The organism is Methylobacterium oxalidis, from assembly GCF_007992195.1.
GTDB lineage: Bacteria > Pseudomonadota > Alphaproteobacteria > Rhizobiales > Beijerinckiaceae > Methylobacterium > Methylobacterium oxalidis.
The window spans coordinates 1-26,917 of sequence record NZ_BJZU01000040.1 but is presented as its reverse complement, the minus strand read 5'-3'; the positions used below and the strand labels follow the sequence as shown (position 1 = coordinate 26,917).

Below are 26,917 nucleotides of genomic sequence, written 5' to 3'. Positions count from 1 at the left end.
GGGAGAGATGGCGCCCGTTTCCGGCGGAAACGGGCGCCGATGATGCGCGCCCAGGCGGCTCAGGCCGCCTCGACCGCCTGGGCGCGCTCGCGGGCGAGCCGCGTCACGCCCACCTGATCGACCTTGCCGGTGCCGAGCATCGGGATGCGGTCGAGCACCACCACCTCGGCGGGGATCGCGATCTCGGTGGCGCCGCGGCCCTTGGCGAAGCTCTGGTACTCGGACCGGCTCGCCCCCTTCCGCTCGGTGAACAGGATCAGCCGCTCGCCCTTGCGGGCGTCCGGCACGGCTGCGACCGCGCTCGGCGAGTCGGGCCAGAGATCGGCCGCCAGCGCCTCGATTCCGGCGAGCGAGACCATCTCGCCCGCAACCTTGGCGAAGCGCTTGGCGCGGCCCTTGATCGTGATGAAGCCGAGGGGATCGATCGCCACGATGTCGCCGGTGTCGTGCCAGCCGGCGGCGGGCGGCTCCAGCACGCCGGGCTTCTCGGCGCGCAGGTAGCCGAGCATCACGTTCGGGCCGCGCACGTAGAGGCGTCCGCCCGTCTCGATGCCGGGCACCGCCTCGAGCCGCGCCTCCATGCCGGGCATCAGGCGGCCGACCGTGCCGAACCGGTTGAACATCGGGGTGTTCAGCGCGAGCACCGGCCCGCACTCGGTGACGCCGTAGCCCTCGAGGATGCGCAGCCCGAACTTCTCCGCCCAGGTGCGGCGGGTCGAGTCCTTCACGGCCTCGGCGCCGGCCAGCACGTAGCGGAGCGAGCGCAGGTCGTAGGCGTGGGCCGCCCGCGCATAGCCCGCCAGGAAGGTGTCGGTGCCGAACAGGATGGTGCTGTTCGAGCCGTAGATGAGCTCGGGCACGATCCGGTAGTGAAGCGGCGAGGGGTAGAGATAGACCGGCACGCCGGAGACCAGCGGCAGCACGAGGCCCACCGTCAGCCCGAAGGCGTGGAACACCGGCAGCACGTTGAAGACCTTGTCGGTGCGGCCGAAATCGATGCGGGCAGCCGCCTGGGCGGTGTTGGCCAGCATGTTGCGGTTGGCGAGCACGACGCCCTTCGGCGTGCCCTCGGACCCCGAGGTGAACAGGATCGCGGCCGGGTCGTCGCCGCCCCGCGCCACGAGCGGCCGGCGCGGCGCGAGGAAGCCCCGCAGCTTGTCCCCGAGCGTGACGCCCGCCCGGACGTCCTCGAGGTAGAGGATCTCGACCTCGCCCTTGATCGCCTCGATCAGCCCGCCGAGCCGCCCCTTCTCGATGAAGGTGCGGGAGGTCAGGACCGTGCGGATCTCGGCCGCCTTGCAGGCCGAGAGGATGTTGGCGGGTCCAGCCGAAAAGTTGATCATCGCCGGCACCCGGCCGGCCGAGGCGAGGGCGAAGAACGTCACGGCCGCGCCGTTGGCGTTCGGCAGCATCACCCCGACCGGCTTGCCCACGGGGGCGAGCGGCATCAGCTTGCGGGCCAGGATGTTGGCGCCCATCACGAGCCGCCCGTAGGAGAGCGTGCCGGTGACCGGGTCCTCGACCGCCGTGCGGCGCCAGCCGTGGCGCTCGCCCGCCTCGATCAGGGCCTCCATCAGGCCGCGGTCGATGTCGGCGGTGCGGAAGACGAGGTCCGACATGATGCCGTAGAGGGCCGCGCCCGCTGCCTGCCGGCGCGCCTTGCCCTTCAGCTCCGGATCGACCGAGAGCTTCACCGGCTCCAGCACCGTCACGGTCACCTTCGGCCACCAGCGGCGGCGCACCTGCGCGCGGGAGAGGCGCGAGAAGGCGGTCTGCTCCAGCCCCTCGATCTTCACCGGAACCACCATCGCCCCCGACTTGTCGGCGATGAGGCCGGCGCCGTCGTAGACCTTCATCAGGCTGCCCGTGACCGTGAGCCGGCCCTCGGGGAAGATGATCAGCGTCTCGCCGCCCTTGACCGCGTTGATCAGGGTGCGCGTGGCGAGCGGCCGCGTCGGGTCGAGCGGCATCGCCTTGGTGATCTTGAGGAAGGGCTTCACCCACCAGCGCTGGGCGATGCCGTGGTCGATGGCGAAGACGGGCTCCTGCTCTAGGAGCGAGAGGGCGAGCGGCGCGTCGAGGAAGGAGACGTGGTTCAGGGCCACGATGGCGTTCGGCCCCGCCTTCTCCACGTTCTCCAGGCCCCGCACCTCCAGCCGGTAGAAGGCGCGGAACAGGATGGAGAGGAAGTCGCGGAACGGGCTCGTGGGCAGGGTGGCGAAGACCACCGCTCCGACGATCAGGTTGAGGACCGCGACGAGGGCGAGGAGCGCGGCCATCGAGAAGCCGGCCCCCTGCAGAGCGGCGAGCGCCAGGGTGCCCGCCACCATGAAGGCGGCGGTGAGCACGTTGACGGCGCCGATGACGCGGGCGCGCTTGGCCTTATCGGTCCAGGCCTGCACGGCGGCGAAGGAGGGCACGATGTAGAGGCCGCCCGCCACCGCGAGACCGAGGAAGTCGAGCGCGACGCGCAGGCCGGTGCCCGTGCTCAGGAACTCGCCCGCGCCGATCATGGCGCCCGAGGCCGGCGGCAGGTGCGCCACCGTCCAGGCGAGGTCGAGCCCGAACAGGCCCATCAGCACCGCGCCCACGGGGACGGGCAGCAGCACGATGCGCCCGCTGGCGAGCCAGGAGGCGAGGCCGGAGCCGACCGCGATGCCCACCGAGAAGGTGGCGAGCAGCAGGGTGACCACCGTCTCGGAGCCGTTGAGCCCCGTCTTCACGAGGACCGGCAGCAGCGACAGCACGACGGCGCCGACCAGCCAGAACCAACTCACGATCACCGAGCCGCGCCAGAGGCGGGAGTCGGACCAGAGGTCGCGCAGCAGCTCCACCGTCGAGCGGGCGACGTTCGGATCGATGCGCAGGTCCGGCGCACCCTCGCCGGTGCGGGGAATTAGGCGCGCCGAGAGCCAGCACAGCAGGGCGAAGCCCATGATCATGGCGCCGAAGGCGAGGCCGCTGCCGCCCGCGGCGGTGGCGAGGCCGGCCACGATGGTGCCGAGCAGGATCGCCAGGAAGGTCGCGCCCTCCACCAGCGCGTTGCCGGCCGGCAGCTCCTCGCGCCGGAGGTGGTCCGGCAGGATCCCGTATTTGATCGGCCCGAACAGCGCCGCGATCACCCCGAACAGGCCGAGCGCCACGAACAGGACGGGCACGGAGTGCAGGAAGAAGCCGAGCACCGCGGCGGCGGCCGCGAAGATCTCGGCGAACTTGAGCCGGCGGGCCATGATCGCCTTGTCGTAGCGGTCGGCGAGCTGCCCGCCGAGGCCCGACAGGATGAAGAACGGGCCGATGAAGACCGCGCTCGCCAGCGTGATCAGGATCCCCGATTGGCCAGGGTCGGCGGCGCCGATCTTGAACAGGATCAGGAAGGCGAGCGCGTTCTTGAGAAAGTTGTCGTTGAAGGCCGAGAAGAACTGGCACCAGAACAGGGGCGCGAAGCGTCGCGCCGTCATCAGCGAGCGGAACATGGTTGCCTCCCCGGCTGGGCCCTTGACTGCCCGCCGATCGATGGAGCGTCAAATCCGGCTTCGCCGCTTTTCGGCGTCGCTCCGGTTTTGAACGATGTGCAAAAGATAGATCTGCCGGGTCCTGTCAGCAACATTGATTTTGCACACCGTGCAATCTAGAACGCCCGACGGGTGCGCGTGCGCACGCTCGGTCAGGATGCGCGAAAAAGGTGGCGGGAAAGCGAATGACGCGGCGGAGCACGGGTCCGCGCGGCGAGCACGACCGGGATGCGTTCCTGGCCCTGGTGACGGAGACGGCCGAGGGGCTCCTGCGGGCGGAAGGGCTGCGCGGCCTCGGGATGCGCCGCCTCGCGAGCGCCATCGGCTACGCGCCGAACTCGATCTACAACGCGGTGGGCGACCTCGACCAGGTGGTGCTGCGGGTCAACGCCCGCACCTTCGGCCGCCTGCGCGACACGCTCGTCGCGGCCGCGCGGCCGGAGGCGCCCCCGGGCGACAACGCACTGGCGCTCGCCGACGCCTATCTGGCCTTCGTGGCGGCGGATCCCGCGGTGTGGAGCCTCGTCTCCGAGTACACGACGAGCCCGGGCGCGGCCTTCCCGGACTGGTACGCGGAGGCGCTGGCGGACGCGATCCGCCCCGTCGACGCGGTGCTGGCGCCCCTGATTCCGGATCCGGACGAGCGGCGACAGGCGGTCGCGGTCCTGTGGGCATCCCTGCACGGGCTCGCGGCCCTCTCGACCTCGCGCAAGCTCGCCATGCTGACCGGAGAATCGCCGCGCGTGCTCGGGCGGATGCTGGTGGGACGGTTCGTACGATGAGAGGCCCACAGCCACGTCGAATGTAGAGCATCGCGTCAGGCCCGGCTAAAGCCGAGATCCGGATCACGTGGAGCACCGTCCCTTGGCCAAGCAGTTCCCGCGCCTCGACGGCCTCTTGCGCGGCTTCATCGCCCGCCAGCACGTCTTCTTCACGGCCAGCGCCGCCCAGGTTTCACGGGTGAACGTGTCGCCGCGGAGCACGCGGGACCTGCGCATCCTCGACGACAGCACGGCCGCCTACCTCGATTTGACCGGCAGCAGCAACGAGACCGCCGCACACCTCCTGGCCGACGGGCGGCTCACCCTGATGTTCTGCGCCTTCGAGGGACTTCCCTCGATCCTGCGGCTCTACGGGCGCGGCACGGTGCTGCCGCGCGGCGAGGCGGCGTACGCGCAGCTTCTGGAGACCGCCTTCGGCGGCGCGGAGCCGCCGGGCGCCCGCCAGATGATGCGCCTCGCCATCGACCTCGTGCAGACCTCCTGCGGATACGCCGTGCCGCTGTTCGACTTCCGCGGCGAGCGGGAGAACCTCGATCGCTGGGCCGCCGCGAAAGGCGAGGCCGAGCTCGACGCCTACCGGCGGGAGAAGAACGCCCGCAGCCTGGACGGGCTGCCGACCGGCCTGTTCGACGGCACCTGAGCGGACCTCAGGGGTACTCCGCCTGCAGCCGCCGGTAGGCGCGGCCGTGCTCGCAATAGCCCTCGACGATGCGGCTCATCATGGCGCGCTTCTCGGCGTCGAGCGGCCCGAGGATGCGGGCCGGGCGCCCGCCCCAGAGCTGGCCGCCCTCCAGGAGCTGGCCCGGGTCCGTGGTGGCGCCCGCCGCCAGCATCACGTCGTCGGCGATGACGGTGCCGGGCGCGATGCTGGCCCCGATCCCGATCAGGCTGCGGGCGCCGATGCGGCAATCGGCGATGCGCACGTTGTGGCCGATCGTGGTGTCCCGGCCGATCACGATGCCCTCGCCCCGGCTGCGCAGGACGCTGTTGTCCTGGATGTTGGTGTCAGCCCCCACCACGATCGGGCCGACCTCCGCGCTGAGCTCGCAGGAGAACAGCACGGTGGAGCCGGCGCCGAGCGCGATGCGTCCGCGCAGGCGCGCGGTGCGCGCCACGAAGACGCTCTCCTCCACGTCCGGCTCGTCGGCGGGCGGCATCGGCGCGCTGTCGCCCGCCGCCTCGCGCAGGCGCTCGGCCCGCTCGGCAATCTCCTCGCGGGTGACCGGGCGCTGCGCCTTGGCGGGGCTGCCCGCGTAGACGAAGCCCCCGGGCAGGTGCGCGCGGGGAAACACGGTCGCGCCGGCCTCGATCACGACTCCGCCATCGACGTTGGCGCCGTCGAGGATGACGACGTCGTCCTCGATCACCACGTCGGACCCCACCGCGCAGGCGTGGACGACGGCGTTGCGGCCCACCGTCACGCGGTCGCCGACGGTGGTGCCGTGCGTGAAGGTGGCGATGTGCACGGTGGAGCGGTGGCCGAGCCAGAACCGGTCACCGAGCGTCACGGTCTGGCCATCCGCCCGGATGACGCCGTCGTCGCCGATCCAGGCTTGCGCGCCGATCGTCGCGGCGCCGATCACCGTGCTGCCCCGCCCGCACCAGACCGGACGGGAGGCGAAGTGCGGCAGCACGCCGTCGTGGGGCAGGATCAGATCTGGCGTCACACGGGTTGTCCTTCGAGGCTCGAACGGGTCGGGCCGCCCCCGGCCGCGACTCGCGCGGGCCCATAGGCGCACGGGCGGGCCTCGCGAGTCGAGAGCGCCGGAGCCCTGGCGTCGCGGCAGGAGTTCTGCGACAGGCTCTTAGCCCCGATCCCGCCGCGTTGCCACCCGACGGCCGGCCAGCCACGGACACGCCTTGACCCAGCCCTCCGTCAGCATCCAGGCCGAGCCCTTCGACGTCGCCGCCGAGATCGCGCGCCTGTCCGCCGAGACCGCGGGCCGGGCCGGGGCGGTCGTGACCTTCACGGGCCTGTGCCGGGACGAGGGCGGTCGCCTCGCCGCCCTGGAGCTGGAGCACTATCCCGGCATGGCGGAGGCCGAGATTACCCGCGTGGTCGAGGCGGCGCGGTCCCGCTGGCCCCTCGACGGCGTGCGCGTCGTCCACCGGCACGGACGGGTGGCGCCGGGCGACGGCATCGTCCTCGTGCTGACCGCCTCGGCCCACCGCACCGCCGCCTTCGAGGCCGCGAGCTTCCTGATGGACTACCTCAAGACCCGCGCCCCCTTCTGGAAGCGCGAGCACCTCGCGGACGGCACGGTCGGCGGCTGGGTCGAGGCGGCGGCGGTCGACGACGCGGCCGCCGGGCGCTGGGACGCGCCCTAGTACAGGACCGGCAGCTGCACGTTCGGGATCGGGAAAGGTCCCAGCATCAGCCGGCCGTCCGCGAGCCGCAGGGGCGGCAGCGGCTTGAGCCCGGCCTCGGCCGCGCCCCGGGCGCCGTCCGCCGGCGCGTCGGGCCCGCCTTCCGGGCCCTTGCGCCGCATGCCGCCGAGGAACTGCCCGACGAGGTTGCCGATCAGGGCGCCCTTCTCGGAGCCCATGCGCTGGCCCATGATCTGGCCGACCACCGCCTCCAGTCCCGCGGCCCGCAACTCGAGCTGCCCGGCCGGGCGGTGCGCGTCGTCGATGTCGAGGGTGCCGCGCGCCTGCAGGCGGCGGTCGCCCTTGGCCAGCGACAGGAGGGTCAGGTCGAGGCTGCCGTCCGCGCGGCGCCACGCCTCGAGCTCCTGCGGCACCGGGCCGGTACGCAGCACCGTGGCGCGGTTCACGGTCGCGTCGAGGGAGAGGTCGGCCGGCGCCGCGCTCCCGACGAGGGGGTCGATGAGGGGCAGGAGCACCTGCGCGGCGCGCAGGCTCACGTCGACCGCACCGTCCGACTCGAAGCGGCCGGGCGTCGGGCGGGCGTGCAGCTCGAGGTGCTGCGTGGCGAATTCGATCGGGTCCGGCCCCGCGCCGCGCACGCTGCCCTTCGGCTCGTCGACAACGAGCGAGGCGCGCACGAAGCCGTTCGAGGCACCGTGGAAGCTGCCTTCGAGGGACTTCCAGGTCACGTCCGCGCTGAGGTCGCCCTGGTCCACGTGGAACGGCCCTTGCGCCATCAGGAGCCCGTGCCGGGGCTGGTAGATCTGCACGAGGGCGGTGACCGGCCCGAGCGTGAAGCCGCCGTCCGAGCGGGCGAGCTTGAGGGAGGCGCAGCACAGCTCGATCCGGAAGGGGTAGCCGGTGATGGAGCGGTCGGCGCAGGTCCAGGTGCGGCCGGCGGCGGCCTCGCGGGCGATCCAGCCGTCCATCTCCCGGGCGGCCCGGTCGCGGATCACGTACCAGCCGATCGACCAGAGGATCACGAGGCCGAGGAGGAGGCCGAAGGGCAGGAACAGGCCGATGCGGGAGCGGGGCTTGGCGGGCGCCGCGTGCTCCGTCCGCAGTTCGGGGTCAGCCACCATGTCGTCCGCTCCCTGGTCAGGTCCGCGGGCTCAGGTCGTCCCGGCGGCGGGTGCAGGCAAGGGGATCGACCCGTCAGGATTGCGCCGGGTCCCTGCCGCCTCCGGCAGCGTCATGGCCGCCGCAAGGGGGCGAAAGCATGGCGGGCAGGGTCGCCCGCTGCCCGCCCACTCAGGCGCGGGCGGGGGCGGCCGCGTCGCTCTCCAGGTCCTCGACGATGGCGCTGCGCTCGTCCGCGCTGCCGGCGAGGCGATGCACGTGCATCTCGTTGGCGCCGCGGGTGCGCGCCCGGGCGAGCCAGGTGCGCTGCAGGCGCTCGCGCGGGCTCTCGCCGGCGGCGGTCACCGCCACGAGCTCGGCAATGCCGGCCTCGTCGCGGCGCACCGCGATCACCACCGCCTCGCCCATCTCCTCGAGCTCGGGCTCGTTCAGGTCGTGCACGCCCACCACGTAGCGCTTGCCGGAGCGGCCGCGCCACGCGCTCAGGGCCAGCGCCGGGGTGCCGCGCAGGCTCGCCGTCGTCCTCAGACGCTCTTCGCGCACGTCCTGTCTCCGTGAACGGTCGTCCTTCAGGTCGCGGAGCGCGGCCGACCAGGACAAAGCTCGCTTGTTCGCCATTTGTTCTATTCTACCCCGCTCGAGTCGCCAGCGTCAAGGACGCCGCTCCCGTCTCCGGGAGATGGGTACCGCGAGACTTATCCACAAGCGGAGCCGGGCCTCCCGAGGCGCGATATCGCACCTCGCGCGCCCGCTCAGGCGGTGCTGCGCGTGCGCTCGGGCTTCGCGGCGGCCTCGGCCGGCGGAACGGGGAGGCCGGCGGCGGCGAGCTCCGCCCGGCCACTCGCGAGAAGGGCATTCGAAGCCGCCTCGATGCGCGACTCGACGAGTTCGAGGAAGGGCGCGCGGGCGAGCCCGTGCGGGATCGGCGGCAGGAACTCGATCACCGCGGTGCCTGGCCGGCGCTTCAGGCTGCGGCGGGGCCAGTACAGGCCCGTGTTCAGCGCCACGGGCAGGCAGGGCACGCCGAGCGCCACGTAGAGGTGGGTCAGGCCGAGCTTGTAGGCCGGCGGCGCCCCCGGCGGCCGGCGCGTGCCCTCGGGGAAGATGATGAGCTGGCGCCCCTCGCGGATCGCTCCCACCGCCGCCTCGTTCATGAGCTGCATGGCCCGGGTGCCCTTGGTGCGGTCGATCGCCACCATGCCGCTGCGCGACAGGTACCAGCCGATCAGGGGGATCCAGAGCAGCTCGCGCTTGAGGATGTAGGCGAAGTCGTCGAACGCCGTGACGAGGGCCAGCGTCTCGAGGGCCGACTGGTGCTTGGCCGCGATCAGCACCGGCCCCTTCGGGACGTTGCCGAGCCCCCGGAACTCGACCTTCAGGCCGCCGACGACGCGCAGGAGCCAGAGCGTGCCCCGCGCCCAGAACTGCGCGAGGCGGATGACCGCGCGCTGCGAGAACAGCGTCGGCAGGCCGCCGAAGGCGAGCAGCGTCGTGAACAGGTAGAAGCAGACGTTGAAGGCGAGCGAGCGCAGGGTGAGCATGGGCGAACGGACCGTGCGCCGGGAGCGGCGCGGGCTCCCTTTAGCCTGCCGGGCGCCCCACCTCCAACCGTCCCTGCCGCGTCAGTACCCTTCGGCCAGGGTGCCGCGTTGGCGCGGGTCGGAGGCGCCGGCAAGGAGCCCGTCGACCCACATCACGGAATTGGCGGAGCCCGAGCTCGCCCCGACCTTCACGCTGTGGCCGCGGCTCCTCAGGATCGCCAGGGTGTCGGGCGAGAGCCCCTCCTCGGCGAGCATCACGTCCGGCTGCCACTGGTGGTGGATGCGCGGGGCCGCCACCGCCTCGGCGAGGTTCATGCGGAAATCCAGCACGTTCACGATCACCTGCAGGACGGTGGTGATGATGCGGCTGCCCCCGGGGCTGCCCGTGACGAGGAGGAGCCGCCCGTCCTTGAAGACGAAGGTCGGCGTCATGGAGGAGAGGGGCCGGGCGCCCGGCGCCACCGCGTTCGCCGCGCCGCCGACGAGGCCGTAGGCGTTGCGGGCCCCGGGCTTGGCCGAGAAATCGTCCATCTCGTTGTTGAGGAGCACGCCGGTGCCCTCGGCCACGAGCCCGATCCCGTAGGAGAAGTTCAGCGTGTAGGTGTTGGAGACCGCGTTCCCCTCCGCGTCGACCACCGAGAAGTGGGTGGTCTCGGTGTGCTCGAAGGGCAGCGGGTCGCCGGCCTTCACCGCCGCGGCGGGCCGCGCCCGCTCCGGGTCGATCGCGGCGCGCAGCGTGTCGGCGTAGGGCTTGGCGATGAGGCCCTTCACCGGCACCCGCGTGCGGGCGGGGTCGCCGAGCCAGGTGGCGCGGTCGGCGTAGGCCGGCTTCATCGCCTCAGCCAGGGTGTGGAGGGCGTTCGCGCTCCCCGCGCCCATGCCGGCGAGGTCGAAGCCCTCGAGCACGTTCAGGATCTCGATGAGGTGGATGCCGCCCGAGCTCGGCGGCGGCATCGAGACGATGCCGTAGCCCCGGTAGCTGCCGCGCACCGGCTCGCGGATCTCGGGCCGGTAGCCGGTGAGGTCGGCCTCCGTCATGACGCCGCCCGCCCCCCGCACGGCGGCGGCGATGCGGGCGGCGATCGGCCCGCGGTAGAAGGCGTCCGGGCCGCCCTCGGCGATGGCCCGCAGCGTCTCGGCGAGGTCGCGCTGGACCAGGGTCTCGCCGCGCTGGAGCGGCCGGTCGCCGGAGAAGAAGATGGCGCGGCTCGACGGCCACTGCCCGAGGAGCCCCTGGGCGCGGGGCAGCGAGTCGGCGAGGCCGGATTCCACCGGGATGCCCTCGCGCGCGAGCCTCTCGGCCGGGGCGATCAGGTCGGCGAGGCTGAGGCGGCCCGAGCCGTAGAGCCGATGCGCCTCGGCGAGGCCCCGCACGCTGCCCGGCACCCCCACGGCCTTGCCGGTGCGGGTCGAGGCGGCCCGGTCGGGCTCGCCGTCGGGGCCGAGGAACATGGTCTCGGTGGCGGCGGCCGGCGCAGTCTCCCGGTAATCGATCGCCACGGTCTCGTCGCGGGCGGCCAGATGCACGAGCATGAAGCCGCCGCCGCCGAGGTTGCCCGCCCGCGGAAGCGTCACGGCGAGCGCGAAGCCCACCGCCACCGCGGCGTCGACGGCGTTGCCGCCGCGCCGCAGGATCTCCACCCCGACGCGGGTCGCCCGCGCCTCCTGCGAGGAGACCATGCCGTGGCTCGCCAGAACCGGCAGCATCCGCGCGTCGTCCGCCTGGATCGGCGCGGTCTCGGGCGCGGCGGGCGGGGTCTGCGCGGCGGCAGGCACCGAGGCGGCGAGGAGAAGGGCGAGGGCGAGGCGGCCGGTACGGATCATGGCGCCTCAGATAGGGCGCTCCCCGGCCGCGGTTTCAAGGGCGAGGTGTCACGATCGCGGCGTCGGGTCCGTGCCCGCGCTCCGGCCGGCCACGAGCCAGTAGACGAGGCCCGCGGCGGCCCCGGCCAGCAAGAGGATCCCGGTGAGGTGCGCTTCCGCGGCGAGCCGCTCCGCAGGCCCGCCCGGCCGCGGGGCTCCGCGCACCAGCCAGGGCAGCGCCGCCGTGAGGAGGCCGCAGGCGCCGCCATACCAGGGAAGGCCGCGCCATCCGAGCGTCTCGCCGACGAGGGCGACGAGGAAAGGCGGCAGGACGAGGAGGACGAACAGGGCCTGCGCGAGGCCGGCGAGCGCGATCAGCATCGTCTCGGGCGCGAGACCCGCCGCGAGGTCGGGCAGCACGGCGTCGAGCCCGGCGAGCGCCCCGCCCAGGAGCCAGCCCTGCGCCGTCGGGTCGACGACGAGCAGCAGCGTCAGCGCGCCCGCGCCCGCGGGGATCGCGAGAACGAGGCCGAGGGCGGCGAGGACGAGGCGGCCGAGGAAGCGCATGCCCCGTCATAGCGGGTCCGCGCCCCCGATTCCCGGGGTCAGTCGCCTTCGGGGCGGAAGACGTAGCCGAGGCCGCGCACGGTGCGGATGAAGCGGGGATTGCCCGGGTCCGGCTCGATCTTCTTGCGGATGCGGTTGATGCGCACGTCGATCGCCCGGTCGAAGGCGTCGGGGTCGCGGGCATCGGCGAGATCGAGGAGCCGCTCGCGCGAGAGCGCCCGCTTCGGGTGGTCCGCGAAGGCTTTCAGGAGATCGTACTCCGAGCGCGTCAGCGGCTGGGCGAGGCCGTCGTCGTCGCTGAGGCGCAGCGAATCGGGCTCCAGCCACTTCGTGCCGAAGCGGATGCGCCGCGCGGCGGGGGGCGTCGGGGTCGCCGGCTCCGGCTGGGTGGCCGGCGCGCCCTGCGCCCGCCGCAGCACGGAGCGAACGCGGGCCACGAGCTCGCGCAGCTCGCAGGGCTTCGGCAGGTAGTCGTCGGCGCCGAGCTCGAGGCCGACCACCCGGTCGATCGGGCTCGCCGTGGCGGTGAGCATGATGATCGGGATCGCGCTCCTCGCCTTGAGGTCGCGCACGATCGAGAGCCCGTCCTCCTCCGGCATGTTGAGGTCGAGGACGACGAGGTCGGGCGTGCGCTCGGCGATGTGCGCGCGCAAGGCTCGCCCGCCCTCGCACAGGGCCACGTCGAAGCCGTGCAGGCGCAGGTAGTCGCCGATCATGGCCCGGGCTTCGGCCTCGTCGTCGACGACGACGATGTGGGCGGCGCCCGCGCTCACGGGCGCTCCCCACCCGGCGCGGCCGGGGTCTGGCAGATCGGGCTCACGGGCACGCGGATCGGGACGTCTCGCTTCGGGGGGACGCGCGTCGGCGGACGCCCGGCCCCGTTACACGGCAAGATTGCATCATGCACCATGCTGCCCCCTGTGGCGATGCGCGCCGCGTCCTGTCAACGATCGCTTTCGCCGCCGCCCGGTTCCCCGGAACACCGCCGAAACCTGTCGAAGCGGTCCTTCGCGAGCCATCAAGCCTGAACGCAGGCCCGATGCCAGGAGGTCCGCGTCGCGCTCCACAGTCTTGAGCATTGTGAGGCTCGGCGCGGCACCGTGCGATCATCAGGTCAGATCTCGTCGAAAGACCGGCCTGTAGTGTGTGCCCTCCCACACCGAAGCGACCGTACCCGCGCCACAAAGCGCTTTCATCTGAAGGCCGCTTGAGGAAGATGCGGCCCCGCCGGCGCCGGAATCATGAAACCCGCGGTTGCGGCCCGATCGGACGGTACGATGGACGACGATATCCTTCACCTCATTCCCGACGAGGCGCCGACCCTGGGCGAGCGGGCCGGGACCTGGGCCGTCGCGGTCGTCGACGACGACCCCGCGGTGCACGAGGGGACGCGCTACGCGCTCGCCGGCTACATGCTCGACGGGCGCAGCCTCGAGATCCTGTCTGCCCACTCGGCGGAAGAGGCGCGCGGCCTGCTGCGGGCGCGCCGCGACATCGCCGTTGTGCTCCTCGACGTGGTGATGGAGACGGACGACGCGGGCCTCGTCCTCGTCGACTTCATCCGGCGCGAATTGCGGGACGAGACCGCCCGCATCATCCTGCGCACGGGCCAGCCGGGGCAGGCGCCCGAGCGGCGCGTCATCGTCGACTATGACATCAACGACTACAAGGCGAAGACCGAGCTCACCGCCGACAAGCTCTTCACGAGCCTCACCGCGGCTCTGCGCGCCTACCAGCAGCTCAAGCGTCTCGACGAGACGCGGCGGGGCCTCGAGATCATCATCGACGCCGCCCCAATGCTCCTCGACCACAAGTCGATGCAGCTCCTGGCGGAAGGGATGCTGACCCAGGTCGCCTCCCTCCTCAACGTCGACTGCGCGGGCATCCTCGTCCTGCGCGAGAGCGGGGGCGAGGACGAGCGCTTCTGCGTGCTTGCGGGCTCGGGCTGCTACCACCACTACATTGGCCGCGAGCCCGCCTGGCCCCTCGACCCGGACGTGCACCCGATCGTCGCCCGCACCTTTTCCGAGCGCCGCCACAGCTTCGGGGCGCGCTGCTCGACTCTCTATCTCGAGACCTCGACGGGCAGCGAAATCGTGGCCCTGATCGACGCTGACCGCTCGCTCTCCGACACCGACCGAGCGCTGATCGACTTGTTCACGAGCCGGCTATCCATCGCCTTCGACAACGTCATCCTCTACGAGCAATTGCAGCGGGCGAATGTCGGCCTGGAGCAGCGCGTGGTCGAGCGCACCGCCGAGCTGATCCGGGCCAACCGCCGCCTCGACATGCAGCGCTCGGACCTTCGCCGGGCGAACGGGCTCAAGACCGAGATCCTCGGCACCATCGCGCACGATCTCAAGAACCCGCTCGCCGTCATCCTCGGCCGGGCCGAGATGCTCACCGACCTCACCGGCATGGCGCCCCCGCCGGTGGAGCAGATGCGGGCCCAGACCGAGCACATCCGCGGCTCCGCCAAGCGCCTGACGGGCATGATCGAGAGCCTGATGGCGGACGCCATGAACGACGCCCTCGACATCACCCTGCGGCGCGAGCCCGTGGATCTCGCTGCCCTCGCCCGCGAGGTCTGCGAGGCGAACCGCCCTCTCGCCGACCTGAAGGCGCAGAGCCTGGAGGCGGCGATCCCGGGCGAGACCTGGCTCTGCGGTGACGCGGAGCGCCTGCGCGAGGCGATCGACAACCTCGTCTCGAACGCGATCAAGTACAGCTACCGCGAGGGCGCGATCCGGGTTCTGGTCTGGCGGGACGCGGCCGAGACGGTCTGCGCCGTGACGGACCACGGCCCCGGCCTCTCCCCCGAGGATGCGGGCCGCCTGTTCGGCCGCTTCCAGCGCCTCTCGGCCAAGCCCACCGCGGGCGAGGGCTCGACCGGCCTCGGCCTCTCCATCGTGAAGCGCATCGCGGAACTGCACGGCGGCCGCGCCACCGCCGAGAGCGAGGGCCCCGGCCGCGGCGCCACCTTCGCGATCCGCTTCCCGAACGCGGCCGTGGAACTGATCTGAGCGGGCGGCTACACTCGAGCGCATGGCCTCACCCCCCGCGCGGATCTTCGTCCTCACCGGCGCCGGCATCTCGGCGGAGAGCGGGCTCGGCACCTTCCGCGACAGAGGCGGAATCTGGGAGCGGTTCGACCCGATGCGGCTCGCCACCCCGAGGCGTTCGCGGCCGATCCCGACACCGTGCTCGACTTCTACAACTGGCGCCGCCGCAACGCGCTCGCGGCCGAGCCGAACTCCGCCCACCGGGCGCTGGCCCGGGCGCAGGCGCGCCTCGCCAGCATGGGTGGACGCCTGTTCCTGTGCACGCAGAACGTCGACGACCTGCACGAGCGGGGCGGCGCCGAGGCCGTCACGCACATGCACGGCGCCCTCCTGAGGGCCCGCTGCACCGGCTGCGGACACGGCTTCGCCTGCCGCGGCGACATCCTGCGCGCCGACCCCTGCCCCGGCTGCGCGCGCACCGGCACCCTGCGGCCCGACATCGTCTGGTTCGGCGAGATGCCGATGCACCTCGAGGCGATCGACGCGCGGCTGCGGGAGGCCGACCTGTTCGTGGCCATCGGCACCTCCGGCTCGGTCTACCCGGCCGCGGGCTACGTGATGCAGGCGCGCAGCCTCGGGATCCGCACCTGCGAGTTGAACCTCGAACCCTCCGACAATGCCGTCCTGTTCGACGAGGCCCGCTACGGCCCGGCGAGCGGGACCGTGCCCGCCTTCCTGGCGGATCTCGGCCTCGCCTGAGGGCGGGTTTCGGGCTCCGGGGGCTCGGCCGGAGACCCGGGCCGCGCTACCATCCGGAGCCCGGATCGCCCCCGATCGGTACGGAGACGTTCCCGGAGGCGGGGACGCCACGCGATCCAACGACTTACCCGGCCGGTCCGGCCAGACCATCACTGCAAGTTGCTCCGAATCACCAGAGGCGCGCTCGTCAAGATATGGACGCTACCGCTGCCGAAGGGTTACAACAGTCAAGCTTGGAGAGTCGTCGCGCGGCCTCATCCAAGCGTTCGTTGCAGCCTTAGGGGAACAACAGGCCCATGCAGAACATAACAGTAACTGCCCGCGAGCGTGACACTGTTCTGGCGGCGTTGCGCTATTACCAATTCTACCGCATGCAAGGTCATCCCTTCGACCCGAGACAGGATCATCTGATCGACTCTATCGCAAGCGAGAGCGGCGACGCCCTGGACCTGACCGAGATCGACGATCTCTGCGCCGGCCTGAACGGCAACAAGCACGCGTTGCGCGCCAGCGCCTGAGGGCGCAACCGGGGCGGAGCGATCCGCCCCTATCCCGGACGGGCCGATCCGGATCAACCGGCCATCCCCACCCAGACATCGCGAGCGCGCATACCGGACCGGGCTCAGAACGCCCGCGCGAGCCGGACCTGCGCCGTGACCTGCGCCGTGACCTGCGGCTTGCCCGCCCCGAGGCCGGATTCGGCGAGGCCCGGCACGACGAGGGCGTAGGCCGTCAGGATGGTGCCGGCGGCGAAGATCTTGATGAGGTCGCGCATGGTCGTTCCCCGTGTGGGCGGAGCCCGCGTCGAGGCCGGCTCTCGTTGGGAGCCGGTCTAGGGGAAGCGTCTTTCAGGCCGATTGCGTCGCGGGACCGAAAGATTGCGTCGCGGGCGCGAGCGCGCCTCATCCCGCGAAACCTTTCGCGCAGTCCGGCCGTAGGCGCGCTCGCGCCCGCAACGTCGGGAGCGTGGGACGCCGAGGCGTCCCGAAGTCCAGGCAGGAAACCCACGGAGCAGCGGGCGGGGCGTCCGGCACGGGCGCTCCGCCCCATCTCGCTCAAGGGCTCGCGGCGAGTTCCTGCTTCGCCCGGGCGAGGGCCGCCTCGCAGCCCTTGGCGTCCCCCTTCTGGTCGGCCGTGCGGGCCTCGTCGAGGGCGACCCTGGCCTGCTGCGCCTTGTCGGCGCCCTTGCCCGCTTCCGCCGACTTCTCGGGGGGCGCCTCGGAGACCGGCGGCTGGCCGGAGCGGCCCGGCTCGATGCCCTGACCCTCGCGGGCGGCGGCGACGGACTTGCCGCTGGTCGAGGCGGAGATGGCCTCTCGGGCCTCGTCCTTCACCCGCTTGTCGAGGGCCGCGATCTGATCCCCGCAGGTCGAGGCGAGGGCCGCCGCGGGCAGGGTCGCGAGGGCGACGGCGAGACATGCGGCGAGCGGCCGGGCGGGACGCATCATGGGCGGAAGATCCTCGGTTGCTGATCGCGCCGGACCCGGGGGAGGCCCCCGGGTCCGGCTCGCGGAAGGAACGCCTCTCGGGCGGACCGCGATCCCTCCCCTACCCTCCCGCCTCGCGGGGAGGAGGGACGGGTGCGGATCCCGGGCTCCGGGATCCGCGCTTCCCGCCGTCAGGCGCTCAGCTTGTCGCGGATCGGCAGCTGGCGGATGCGGCGGCCGGTGGCGGCGAAGACCGCGTTGGCGATCGCCGGCGCCACGGGGGGCACGCCCGGCTCGCCGACGCCGCCGAGCGGGGCGCGGTAGTCCGGGTTCGGCAGCAGGTGGACGTGAACCTCCGGGGCGGCGTCGATCCGGACGATCTCGTAGCCGTCGAAGTTGTTCTGCTGCGCGCGGCCCTGCTTGAAGGTGATCTCGGAGGTGAGCGCGAGGCCCATCCCCATCACCACGGCGCCCTCCATCTGCGAGCGGACCCGCTCCGGGTTCACCTGCGGCCCGCAATCGACGCCGATATGGACCCGCTTGACCGCGACCTGGCCCTTGTCGCTCACCTCCACCTCGGCCGCGACCGCCGTGTAGGTGACGAAGCTGTAGTGGCCTGCGATGCCGAGGCCGCGGCCCTTCTCCACCTTCCGGCCCCAGCCGATGCCGCCCGCCACCGTCTCGATGACGCGGCGCAGGCGTCCCGTGTCGATCGGGTAGAGGGCCGGATCCTCGCCGTGGTTCCAGACATCGCCGATCGAGGTCGGGTCGATCTTGCGGGCCGGCCCGATCAGGTCGAGCAGGTACTCCTTCGGGTCGCGGCCCGCCGCGTGCGCGAGCTCTGCCACGAAGGACTGGATCGCGAAGGCGTGCGGGATGTTCGAGACCGAGCGGAACCAGCCGATCCGCACGTGGGCGGCGGCCTCCGGGTTCTCGAGCCGGATGTTGGGCAGGTTGAAGGGCGTGTTGACGAGTCCCATGCCGAGCTCGAAGGGCAGTTCGTGCTTCGGGTCCGGCGCGAAGATCGAGCCGATCGTCGGCGCGGTCGAGCGGTGGAGCCAGGCCACCGGCATGCCCTTCTCGTCGAGGCCGGCCTCCAGGTGCTCCACCGAGATCGTGTGGTAGTAGCCGTGGTGGATATCGTCCTCGCGGGTCCAGGTGAGCTTCACCGGCGCGCCGCCGACCGCCTGGCTGCAGAGCGCGGCCTCGACCACGTAGTCGGGCTTCGACTTGCGGCCGAAGCCGCCACCGAGCAGCGTCACGTTCACCTTGACCTTGTCGGCGGGCAGCTTGAGCGCCTTCACGAGCCGGTCGTGGGCGGCCTGCGGTCCCTGCGTGCAGGCCCAGGCCTCGCAGGCGCCGTCCTTCACCCGGGCGACGGCCGCGGGCGGCTCCATCGGCGCCTGGACGAGGTGGGGCACGAAGTACTCGGCCGTGACCCGCGTCTTGGCCTTGGCCATGGCTGCGTCGACGTCGCCCTGGTTCCGCACGACCTTGCCGGGCGCGCGGGCGGCCTTTTCCAGCTCGCCCCGGAAGGTGTCGGTGTCGTAGGTCGCGTTCGGGCCGTCGTCCCAGGTGATCTTGAGGGCGTCGCGCGCCTTCATCGCCGCCCAGGTGTTCTTGGCCACCACCGCGACGCCGCCGAGGGGCATGAACTCGGAGGGGATCGGCGCGCCCTCGATCTGGAAGATCTTGACGACGCCCGGCACCTTCCTGGCCTCGGAATCGTCGAGGCTCGCTACCCTGCCGCCGTAGACGGGCGGGCGGGCGACGAGGGCGTAGAGCATCCCGTCGAGGCGCGTGTCGAGGCCGTAGATCGCCTTGCCGGTGGTGATGTCCCGGTTGTCGATGAGGCCGATCTCGCCCTTGCCGATGTAGCGGAAGCTCTTCGGGTCCTTGAGCGCCACGCTCTCGCGGGCGGGGACCGGCAGGGCGGCGGCGGCGGCCGCGATCTCGCCGTAGCCGAGCCGGCGCTTCGACTTGGCGTGGGCGACGACGTGGTTCTCGGCCGTCACCTCGGCGACCGGCACGCCCCACTGCTTGGCGGCGGCCTCGCGCAGCATCTGGCGCGCGGCGGCGCCGACGTGGCGGAAGTGCTGGAAGAAGTGGCGCAGACTGCGCGAGCCGTCCGTGTCCTGGTTGCCGAAGCGGGTCTCGTCGCCCCAGGCCTGGACGACCTTCACCTTCGACCAGTCGGCGTCGAGCTCGTCGGCCACCACGAGGGCGATCGAGGTGCGCACGCCCTGGCCCATCTCCGAGCGGTGGTTCGTCACCGTCACGGTGCCGTCGGGCGCGATGGCGACGAAGATCGTCGGGTCGTCGCGCCAGCCGTGCGGCATGCCGTCGGCGCCGAACTTCTTCGGCTCGTCCTTCTTCTCCTCGGCCTCGGCCCGGTCCCGGAGCGACACGGCGAGCGCGAAGGCGCCGAGGCCGCCGAGCACGGCGCGGCGGCTGACGTTGGCGAGGACGGCGGGCACGGCCGCCTTGGGGGTCTCGGCCGCGAGTTCGGCCATCAGCTTGGCGTCGTGGATCACAGGCGCTCTCCCTTGGCTGCGGGGGCGGTCGCCTGCCCGGCGGCCTGGTGGATGGCGGCGCGGATGCGCGGGTAGGTGCCGCAGCGGCAGAGGTTGCCGCTCATCGCCTCGTCGATCTGCGCGTCGGTGGGCTTCGGCGTGTCCTTGAGGAAGGAGGCGGCCTGCATGATCTGGCCGGTCTGGCAGTAGCCGCACTGGGATACGTTGAGGTCGCGCCACGCGGCCTGGACGGGGTGGTTGCCGTCGGGGGAGAGGCCCTCGATCGTCACCACCTCCTGGCCCTCGGCCGCCGAGACCGGCGTGACGCAGCCGCGCACGGCGGTGCCGCCGAGATGGACCGTGCAGGCGCCGCACAGGGCCTGGCCGCAGCCGAACTTGGTGCCGGTCAGCCCCAGTTCGTCCCGCAGGAACCAGAGGAGCGGCATGTCGGGGTCGCCGTCGAAGCTGCGCTCAGCCCCGTTCACGGTGAGTTTGATCATCAGCATCGTCCTGTCGTGAGGCACGGCGGCCGGCCCCGGGGCACGCGGGTGCCCGGGCAGCGCAAAGCGAGCCGGGATGCCCCGCGTCCCGGCCACCCTCAGGGTAGGCCGGACCCGCGACCGCCCCCGGTCCGCGCCGTCTTCAGAATGAATTCAATGTATGCCGGCCCTCGCTCGCCCCGCAACACGGGGGCGGGGCCGATCTCGCCCGGAACCCTGCGCCCGGTGCATGGTCTGTGCCCTTTCGCACAGGCCGGGCAGGGCTCTTCAAACCGTGACCTGCGTGCCGACCTCGACGACGCGGCCCGTGGGGATCTGGAAGAAGTCCGTGGCGTCGTTGGCGTTCTTGGCGAGGGTGATGAAGATCCGGTCCTGCCACAGCGGCATGCCGGAATGCGCCGCCGGCCGGATCGAGCGGCGGGACAGGAAGAACGACGTCGCCATGATGTCGAACTTGAAGCCCTGCTTGCGCAGGAGCGTCAGGGTCTTGGGGATGTTCGGCTGCTCCATGTAGCCGAACTTCATCACGACCTTCGAGAAGTGCGGGCCGATCGGCTCGATGCGCACCTTGTCGGCCTGGTTCGAGCGCGGGGTGTCCACCGTCTCGACGGTGAGGACGACGTTCTTCTCGTGCAGCACCTTGTTGTGCTTGAGGTTGTGCAGGAGCGCCGCCGGCGCGATCTCGGGGTCGCTCGTCAGGAACACGGCCGTGCCCCGGACGTGGTGGGGCGGGCTCTTCTCCAGCATGCCGACGAGCTCGATGAGCGGCACGTCGGTCTTGCGGGTCTTGTTGAACAGGATCGTGACGCCCCGCACCCAGGTCCACATCAGCACGATCAGGCAGCCGGCCACGAGCAGCGGCACGTAGCCCCCCTCGAACACCTTGAGCATGTTCGAGAGCATGAACAGGAACTCGACCACGATGAACGGCATGATCGCCGCCGCCGCCGCGATCGGCGACCAGCGCCAGTAGCGCCAGAGCACGATGAAGGAGAGCGAGGCGGTCAGCAGCATCGTGCCGGTCACGGCGATGCCGTAGGCGGAGGCCAGCGCCGAGGAGGAGCGGAACAGCACCGCCAGCACCACGACGCCGATCATCAGCAGCAGGTTGATCTGCGGCAGGTAGATCTGGCCCGAGTGGGACTCGGAGGTGTGGCGGATCTCGAGCCGCGGCAGAAGGCCGAGCTGGATCGCCTGGCGCGACAGCGAGAAGGCGCCAGTGATCACTGCCTGGCTCGCCGTCACGGTGGCGAGCGTGGCCAGCACCACCATCGGGATCAGTCCCCACTCGGGCACGAGCTGGTAGAACGGGTCGGTCGTGTCGGGCTTGGCCAGCACCAGGGCGGTCTGGCCGAGATAGTTCAGGACGAGGCAGGGCGCGACGAGGCCGAGCCACGCCACCTGGATCGGGCGGCGCCCGAAATGGCCGAGATCGGCGAACAGCGCCTCCGCTCCTGTCACCGCGAGGAACACGGCGCCCAGCGCGATCAGGGCGCCCGAGCCGTGGCCGAGCAGGTAGTGCACCGCGTACCAGGGGTGGAAGGCCCAGAACACGCCGGGATTGGCCAGGATGTGCGGCAGCGCGGCCAGCGCCAGCGCCAGGAACCACACCACCATGATCGGCCCGAAGAAGGCCGCGACCTTGCTGGTGCCCCGGCTCTGCACGAGGAACAGGGCGAGGATGATGCCGACCGTGATCGGCAGCACCGAGTGCTCGAAGGCGGGCGTGACGAGCTTCAGGCCCTCCACCGCCGAGAGCACCGAGATCGCCGGCGTGATCACGGCGTCGCCGTAGAACAGCGAGGCGCCGAGCAGCCCGAGCGTGAAGACGAGGCGCGAGCCGCCCAGCGATTTGCGGGCGAGCGCCATCAGCGAGAGGATGCCGCCCTCGCCGTTGTTGTCCATCCGCAGGAGGATGGCGACGTACTTGATGGTGACGATGAGCAGCAGCGCCCACAGGATCAGCGAGGCGGTGCCGAGCACCTCCTCGGCGAGCAGGATGTTGTCGGCGCGCGCCGGGCCCAGCGCCTCGCGGAAGGCGTAGAGCGGGCTCGTGCCGATGTCGCCGTAGACGACGCCGACCGAGCCGACGACGAGGGTCCAGAAGCTCGCGGGCGCGTGGCCGTCGTCGGCGGCGTCGAGGACGCCGGCCGAGGTCGGGACGACGCCGCCGCCCTCGCCGGGCGCCGGGCCGCCGGCGGCGGGGCCGGACGCGTCCGCGGCTGCGGGCTGAGCGGCGGGGGCGCTCGGTGTGGCGGAGTGCGTCATGAAGGGCGATCTGGAGTGAGGGCTGCCCGAAGGCTCCCGACGCGGCGCGTGGAAGACGCCATGGGGGACGCGAGGCCTTCCGGGGCACGCGCACCCGGCGCGTCGCCGGGCCCGCTCAGGGGATCGTGTCGGCACGCTTAGCACGCGGCCGGAGCGCCGGGAACACCGACCTTTCGGCGGGATCGCCCGTCCGGCGGGGCCGCCGCGCCGGGGTGCGGGTGCGGCGGGTCAGAGTTGCGTGCTCACTCCGCCGCGCTGCGGGCGCCCTGGCCGAAGCGGCGCTCAATGTAGTCGATGACGATGGTCTCGAAATCCTTGGCGAGCGTCGCGCCGCGCAGGGTCATCGCCTTCTTGCCGTCGATGAAGACGGGCGCGCTCGGGCTCTCGCCGGTGCCGGGCAGCGAGATGCCGATGTCGGCGTGCTTCGACTCGCCGGGCCCGTTCACGATGCAGCCCATCACGGCGACGTTCAGCCCCTCGACGCCCGGGTAGGTCTTCTTCCACTCCGGCATCGAGGTGGTGATCCAGGTCTGGATGTCGCGGGCGAGTTCCTGGAAGGTCGTCGAGGTCGTGCGCCCGCAGCCGGGGCAGGCCGCCACCAGCGGCACGAAGGTGCGGAAGCCCATCGTCTGCAGGAGTTCCTGGCTCGCCTTCACCTCGAGCGTGCGGTCGCCGCCGGGCTCGGGGGTGAGCGAGTAGCGGATCGTGTCGCCGATGCCCTCCTGAAGGAGCACGCCGATGGCGGCCGAGGCCGCGACGATCCCCTTCGAGCCCATGCCGGCCTCGGTGAGGCCGAGATGGATGGCGTAGTCCGAGCGGCGGGCCACCTCGCGGTAGACCGCGATCAGGTCCTGCACCGCCGAGACCTTGGCCGAGAGGATGATGCGGTCCTTCGGCAGGCCGAGATCCTCCGCGCGCTTCGCCGAGGAGAGGGCCGACTGCACCATCGCCTCGCGCATCACCGCGCGGGCATCGATGGGCCGCGGGGACCGGGCGTTCTCGTCCATCAGGTGCGTCAGGAGCTCGCCGTCGAGCGAGCCCCAGTTCGCGCCGATGCGCACGGTCTTCCCGTAGCGGATGGCCTGCTCGATGATCGTCGAGAACTGGGTGTCCTTCTTCTCCTTGAAGCCCACGTTGCCCGGGTTGATCCGGTACTTGGCGAGCGCCTCGGCGCAGGCCGGGTGGTCGGAGAGGAGCTTGTGGCCGATGTAGTGGAAGTCGCCGACGAGGGGCACGTGCACGCCGATCCGGTCGAGGCGCTCGCGGATCTTCGGTACGGCGGCGGCGGCCTCGTCCCGGTCGACGGTGATGCGGACGAGCTCCGAGCCGACCCGGGCGAGCTGGGCGACCTGCGCCACCGTGGCGTCGATGTCCGCCGTATCGGTGTTCGTCATCGACTGGACGACGACGGGCGCGCCGCCGCCGACCGTGACCGCCCCTTCGCCCGCGCCGACGCGCACGCCGACCGTGCGGTGCCGGGGCGCCGGGCCTGCGATCTCGGGGCCGGTCCCGCCGAGGGACTCGCCGAGGGTGCTGGGATCGGCTGGGGCTGTCGTGAGTTCCATCGATCGACCTTGTCTGCAGATCTCGTCCGCGAAACCCGTGAGCTAAAACCTCGCGGCTCGCGGCGCCGCGGGCGAGAGGGCCCGCGATCCGCCGCCAAGCCCGTCGCCTGGTTCAACCCAGTCCGTTCAACTCAACTGTGCGCAGAATACGCGCGGGTTGGTTTAGCTGAGATTGCCGGCCCGCAGCGTCAAGCCGGGCCCGTGCATGGCAGCATCGCGCGTGTCATGTCGCATCCGGGCCCGGATGTCGAGGTGCGGGCGTCTCCCGCGGGCTTCGGGATGCGGTCGTCGTCGGAACGGAGCGGGCCGGCGCGCGGTTGGCCTGGCCGTTGCTGTTGCAGCGCAGCATCCCATGTTGAGAGGCATGACGGATTCGATGAGCCGCACCCCGAACACCGCCGCGCCGGCGGAATCGTCCGCGCACGGGCCCGAGCCGCACAACCCCGCAACCGCCGTCCCGGAGCCGCCCCGCTCCGAGGACGGGATCGAGGCGAGGCCCGAGACGCACCCGCCCCTGCACATCCTGGCGGGGCCCCGGGCCGAGAAGACCGTCGCCCTCGCCCTGCAGGGCGGCGGCGCGCACGGCTCCTTCACCTGGGGCGTGCTCGACGCGCTGATCGCGGACGGGCGCCTCGGCTTCGAGGCGATCACGGGGGCGAGCGCGGGCGCCATGAACGCCGTGGTGATGATCGACGGCTGGCTCGCGGGCGGTCCCGAGGGCGCGCGCGAGGGGCTGGAGCGGTTCTGGCGCGAGGTCAGCCTGGACGGCAGCCTCTGGCCGGCGCAGCGCCGCGTCGTCAGCGGCCTGCTCGGCCTCTGGCAGGGCAACCCGGTCGCCGAGTTCTGGGCGAAGGCGCTCGCGCCGAGCCCCTACGTGGCCAACCCCCTCAACGTGAACCCGCTGCGCAAGGCGCTCGCCAGGCAGGTGGATTTCGAGCGGCTGCGGGCGGCCGACACCGCGGGCGTCTACGTCTCGGCCACCAACGTCTGGACGGGCAAGCTCGCAGTGTTCGAGCGCGAGCGGCTCACCGTCGACCACCTGATGGCCTCGGCCTGCCTGCCCACCGTGTTCCAGGCGGTCGAGATCGACGGCGTGCCCTACTGGGACGGCGGCTACCTCGGCAACCCGCCCCTCTATCCCCTGCACCGGGGCGCGCGCACCCGCGACATCCTGCTCGTGCAGATCAACCCCGTGGAGCGACGCGAGACCCCGCGCACCGAGGCCGAGATCGAGGATCGGCTCAACGAGATCACCTTCAACGCCAACCTGATGCGGGAACTTCGCGCCATCGACTTCGTGGACAACCTGATCGAGGAGGGCGTCCTCGGCCAGGGCGCCTACGAACGGGTGCGCGTCCACCGGATCGACGGCACCGACGCGCTGGAGGATTACCGGGCCTCCTCGCGCCTCGACGCCCGCTGGCGGGTGTTCCAGCGCCTGCGCGACAAGGGCCGGGCTGCCGCCGAGGCGTGGCTCGCCGAGCATTTCGACCGGGTCGGGCACGAGTGCACCCTCGATCTGCACGCCGCATACCAGTAGAAAGCGAATCGCCCACAGGTCACATCGGCGTGAAGCTTGGGCGTGAGGCGGCCGCGACGGGGATTAAAAGCGTCCCCGCACCCGTTTGAACCGATATGATCTCCGACAAGTCGAAGCGTCCCGACATCGTCGACCTGCTGGTGCCGCTGCGGCGCTACGCGCGCTCGCTCACCCGCGACACCCTGCGGGCGGACGATCTCGTGCACGACACGCTCGTGCGCGCCCTTGAGGCGCAGGCGACGCTGCGGCCCAGCACGAACCTGCGCACCTGGATGATGACGGTGCTGCACAACGTCTTCATCGACGATCAGCGCCGCAAGCGCGTCGAGGCGCGCCACGCCGACGTGCTGGTGCAGATGAGCGACGAGGTCGCCCTGCCCGCCCAGGAGGCCCAGGTGCGGCTCGGCCAGATCCGGGAAGCCTTCCTGACCCTGCCGGAAGAGCAGCGGGCGGCCCTGCACCTCGTCACGATCGAGGGCATGGCCTACGCGGACGCCGCGGCGGTGCTCGGCATCCCGATCGGCACGCTGATGTCGCGGCTCGGCCGCGGACGCGCGGCGCTGCGGGCCTTCGAGGAGGGCCAGCCCGCCCGAAGGCCGCCCGAGCGCGAGGGCGGAGGCTCGGAGCGGCCGCATCTGCGCCTCGTGAGGCCGAGCGGCCCGTCGGAGATCCGGGGCGACCTGCCCCGCAATCACGAGAGCCGCGCCGTCGGGGAAACCTGACGTCCGCGCGGTACCGGCCCAGAACCGGCCGGGTTCGCGATCGTTGAAGATGCGCCCGAACAGGGCAGAGGACGTGCCGTCATGGTCGACCCGATTACCGATTCCGATCTCATCGCCTTCGTGGACGGCGAGCTCGACGTGATGAGGCGCCTCGAGGTCGAGGCCCATCTCGCGCGAAACCCCGACGTGGCCGCCCGCATCATGGCGGACATGCACGACAGCGACGCCCTGCGCGCCGCCTTCGCCCGGCTGCCCGGGCCGGGGCCCGAGCGCAACCAGACGCTCGCCCGCCGGCTCGACCGGTCGCTGCGCTGGCGCTCCGTGACCGCCCGCCTGCGGCGCGCCGCGGCCATCGCGATCCTGGTGGGCGCGGGCTGGCTCGCCCACGCGGAGGTCGGCGTGTTCGGCGTGCCGGACACCTTCGCCTCGCCCATCGACCCGACCTTCGTGGAGGACGCGGCGCAGGCCCGCCAGACGGCGCAGCTGCGCGCCCGGATGGTCTCGCAGCGGCCGACCCCTTCCTACGACCGGGCCGACATCGAGGCCGCGACGGGCATCCGCCTGCCGGATCTGCCCGCGGGCTGGACCGTGCGGGACGTGCAGGTCTTCCCGGCCCATCACGGGGCGGGCGTCGAGGTCGCCATCGACGCGGGCAGCCTCGGCGAGGTCTCGCTGTTCGCGACGCACCGCAAGTCGGGCGCCCGCGAGAAGGAGGTCGTGCGCTCCAGCGACGGCACCACCGCCTACTGGACGGCGGGCGGCTCCAGCTACGCCCTCAGCGGCGCCCGCGACGCGGCCGATCTCCGCCAGGCGGCCGCGAGCCTCGCGGCCGAGACCGCCCAGGAGAAGCTCTGACCGAAGCTCTGACCGAGGACGGCGCCCGTCCGTCCCGGCTCGGGCCTGCGGGCGGGACGACGCGCGCGGTCGCCTCGGGTCCGCGCAGGCCGCGTCGGCGCCTCACCTCTCCCG

At 72.1% G+C, this 26,917-nt stretch carries 22 protein-coding genes and 1 pseudogene; 9 read left to right on the top strand and 14 right to left on the bottom strand.

Annotated features, from left to right (window positions below; genetic code table 11):
* Positions 1-59 precede the first annotated feature (59 nt).
* The gene (locus MOX02_RS11255) at positions 60-3,473 is read right to left on the bottom strand and encodes an acyl-[ACP]--phospholipid O-acyltransferase (RefSeq protein ID WP_147025884.1); all 3,414 of its coding nucleotides are present in this window, start codon (positions 3,471-3,473) and stop codon (positions 60-62) included.
* Positions 3,474-3,697: 224 nt separating this feature from the next.
* Here MOX02_RS11255 and MOX02_RS11250 point away from each other — a divergent pair, with 224 nt between their 5' ends.
* Together MOX02_RS11250 and MOX02_RS11245 are read left to right on the top strand one after the other, a co-directional pair.
* Positions 3,698-4,294, top strand: a complete 597-nt coding sequence (locus tag MOX02_RS11250; protein ID WP_147025883.1) for a TetR/AcrR family transcriptional regulator — start codon at positions 3,698-3,700, stop codon at positions 4,292-4,294.
* Positions 4,295-4,376: 82 nt separating this feature from the next.
* Positions 4,377-4,934, top strand: a complete 558-nt coding sequence (locus tag MOX02_RS11245) for a pyridoxamine 5'-phosphate oxidase family protein (protein ID WP_147025882.1) — start codon at positions 4,377-4,379, stop codon at positions 4,932-4,934.
* Positions 4,935-4,941: 7 nt separating this feature from the next.
* Here MOX02_RS11245 and MOX02_RS11240 read toward each other — a convergent pair whose 3' ends face one another.
* Positions 4,942-5,961 (bottom strand): gamma carbonic anhydrase family protein, encoded by a 1,020-nt coding sequence (locus tag MOX02_RS11240; RefSeq protein WP_147025881.1) that lies wholly within the window; start codon positions 5,959-5,961, stop codon positions 4,942-4,944.
* Positions 5,962-6,154: 193 nt separating this feature from the next.
* Between MOX02_RS11240 and MOX02_RS11235 the strand changes: the two genes are divergently transcribed.
* Positions 6,155-6,622: a molybdenum cofactor biosynthesis protein MoaE gene (locus MOX02_RS11235; protein ID WP_147025880.1), complete on the top strand. Its 468-nt coding sequence runs from the start codon at positions 6,155-6,157 to the stop codon at positions 6,620-6,622.
* On the opposite strand, the gene MOX02_RS11230 is transcribed toward MOX02_RS11235, so the two are convergent.
* The 6 genes from MOX02_RS11230 to MOX02_RS11205 all read right to left on the bottom strand — a co-directional run bounded on the left by MOX02_RS11230 (position 6,619) and on the right by MOX02_RS11205 (position 12,368).
* Positions 6,619-7,743, bottom strand: coding sequence for a DUF2125 domain-containing protein (locus MOX02_RS11230; protein WP_147025879.1), 1,125 nt, complete (start codon positions 7,741-7,743; stop codon positions 6,619-6,621). The genes MOX02_RS11235 and MOX02_RS11230 overlap by 4 nt on opposite strands.
* Positions 7,744-7,912: 169 nt before the next feature.
* Positions 7,913-8,359: a hypothetical protein gene (locus MOX02_RS11225; protein WP_147025878.1), complete on the bottom strand. Its 447-nt coding sequence runs from the start codon at positions 8,357-8,359 to the stop codon at positions 7,913-7,915.
* Positions 8,360-8,493: 134 nt separating this feature from the next.
* On the bottom strand, positions 8,494-9,282 hold the full coding sequence (locus MOX02_RS11220; protein ID WP_147025877.1) for a lysophospholipid acyltransferase family protein: 789 nt from the start codon (positions 9,280-9,282) through the stop codon (positions 8,494-8,496).
* 81 nt (positions 9,283-9,363) lie between these two features.
* Positions 9,364-11,106 carry a gamma-glutamyltransferase gene (ggt, locus tag MOX02_RS11215; protein WP_147025876.1) on the bottom strand — a complete coding sequence of 581 codons (1,743 nt, stop codon included), beginning with the start codon at positions 11,104-11,106 and terminating at the stop codon, positions 9,364-9,366.
* Positions 11,107-11,154: 48 nt separating this feature from the next.
* The gene (locus MOX02_RS11210; RefSeq protein ID WP_170267817.1) at positions 11,155-11,652 is read right to left on the bottom strand and encodes a hypothetical protein; all 498 of its coding nucleotides are present in this window, start codon (positions 11,650-11,652) and stop codon (positions 11,155-11,157) included.
* A gap of 38 nt (positions 11,653-11,690) precedes the next feature.
* Positions 11,691-12,368 (bottom strand): response regulator, encoded by a 678-nt coding sequence (locus MOX02_RS11205; RefSeq protein WP_373866736.1) that lies wholly within the window; start codon positions 12,366-12,368, stop codon positions 11,691-11,693.
* A 561-nt stretch (positions 12,369-12,929) separates the two neighbouring features.
* Here MOX02_RS11205 and MOX02_RS11200 point away from each other — a divergent pair.
* The 3 genes and pseudogenes from MOX02_RS11200 to MOX02_RS11190 all read left to right on the top strand — a co-directional run bounded on the left by MOX02_RS11200 (position 12,930) and on the right by MOX02_RS11190 (position 15,931).
* Entirely contained in the window at positions 12,930-14,675 is a 1,746-nt protein-coding gene (locus tag MOX02_RS11200) for an ATP-binding response regulator (protein WP_147025874.1), read from the top strand.
* A gap of 22 nt (positions 14,676-14,697) precedes the next feature.
* Positions 14,698-15,413 (top strand): annotated as a pseudogene (locus MOX02_RS11195) (SIR2 family NAD-dependent protein deacylase).
* Between the two features lie 296 nt (positions 15,414-15,709).
* Positions 15,710-15,931 carry a hypothetical protein gene (locus MOX02_RS11190; RefSeq protein ID WP_147025873.1) on the top strand — a complete coding sequence of 74 codons (222 nt, stop codon included), beginning with the start codon at positions 15,710-15,712 and terminating at the stop codon, positions 15,929-15,931.
* A 104-nt stretch (positions 15,932-16,035) separates the two neighbouring features.
* Here MOX02_RS11190 and MOX02_RS31165 read toward each other — a convergent pair whose 3' ends face one another.
* The 6 genes from MOX02_RS31165 to ispG form a co-directional block, all read right to left on the bottom strand.
* Complete coding sequence (locus MOX02_RS31165; protein WP_170267815.1) at positions 16,036-16,188, bottom strand: hypothetical protein; 153 nt, start codon at positions 16,186-16,188, stop codon at positions 16,036-16,038.
* 280 nt (positions 16,189-16,468) lie between these two features.
* The gene (locus tag MOX02_RS11185) at positions 16,469-16,861 is read right to left on the bottom strand and encodes a hypothetical protein (RefSeq protein ID WP_147025872.1); all 393 of its coding nucleotides are present in this window, start codon (positions 16,859-16,861) and stop codon (positions 16,469-16,471) included.
* 170 nt (positions 16,862-17,031) lie between these two features.
* Positions 17,032-19,374, bottom strand: coding sequence for a xanthine dehydrogenase family protein molybdopterin-binding subunit (locus tag MOX02_RS11180; RefSeq protein ID WP_147025871.1), 2,343 nt, complete (start codon positions 19,372-19,374; stop codon positions 17,032-17,034).
* Positions 19,371-19,853 (bottom strand): (2Fe-2S)-binding protein, encoded by a 483-nt coding sequence (locus MOX02_RS11175; RefSeq protein ID WP_147025885.1) that lies wholly within the window; start codon positions 19,851-19,853, stop codon positions 19,371-19,373. Before MOX02_RS11175 ends, MOX02_RS11180 begins: the two co-directional genes overlap by 4 nt.
* A 267-nt stretch (positions 19,854-20,120) precedes the next feature.
* Positions 20,121-22,121 carry a potassium transporter Kup gene (locus MOX02_RS11170; protein WP_147025870.1) on the bottom strand — a complete coding sequence of 667 codons (2,001 nt, stop codon included), beginning with the start codon at positions 22,119-22,121 and terminating at the stop codon, positions 20,121-20,123.
* A 242-nt stretch (positions 22,122-22,363) separates the two neighbouring features.
* Positions 22,364-23,686, bottom strand: a complete 1,323-nt coding sequence (ispG, locus tag MOX02_RS11165; RefSeq protein WP_147025869.1) for a flavodoxin-dependent (E)-4-hydroxy-3-methylbut-2-enyl-diphosphate synthase — start codon at positions 23,684-23,686, stop codon at positions 22,364-22,366.
* Positions 23,687-24,062: 376 nt separating this feature from the next.
* On the opposite strand from ispG, the gene MOX02_RS11160 reads away from it, so the two are divergent.
* The 3 genes from MOX02_RS11160 (at position 24,063) to MOX02_RS11150 (ending at position 26,803) form a co-directional block, all read left to right on the top strand.
* The gene (locus MOX02_RS11160) at positions 24,063-25,226 is read left to right on the top strand and encodes a patatin-like phospholipase family protein (protein WP_147025868.1); all 1,164 of its coding nucleotides are present in this window, start codon (positions 24,063-24,065) and stop codon (positions 25,224-25,226) included.
* Between the two features lie 95 nt (positions 25,227-25,321).
* Positions 25,322-25,948, top strand: coding sequence for a sigma-70 family RNA polymerase sigma factor (locus tag MOX02_RS11155; RefSeq protein WP_147025867.1), 627 nt, complete (start codon positions 25,322-25,324; stop codon positions 25,946-25,948).
* Between the two features lie 81 nt (positions 25,949-26,029).
* Positions 26,030-26,803 (top strand): anti-sigma factor family protein, encoded by a 774-nt coding sequence (locus MOX02_RS11150; protein WP_147025866.1) that lies wholly within the window; start codon positions 26,030-26,032, stop codon positions 26,801-26,803.
* The last annotated feature ends 114 nt before the right edge of the window (positions 26,804-26,917 follow it).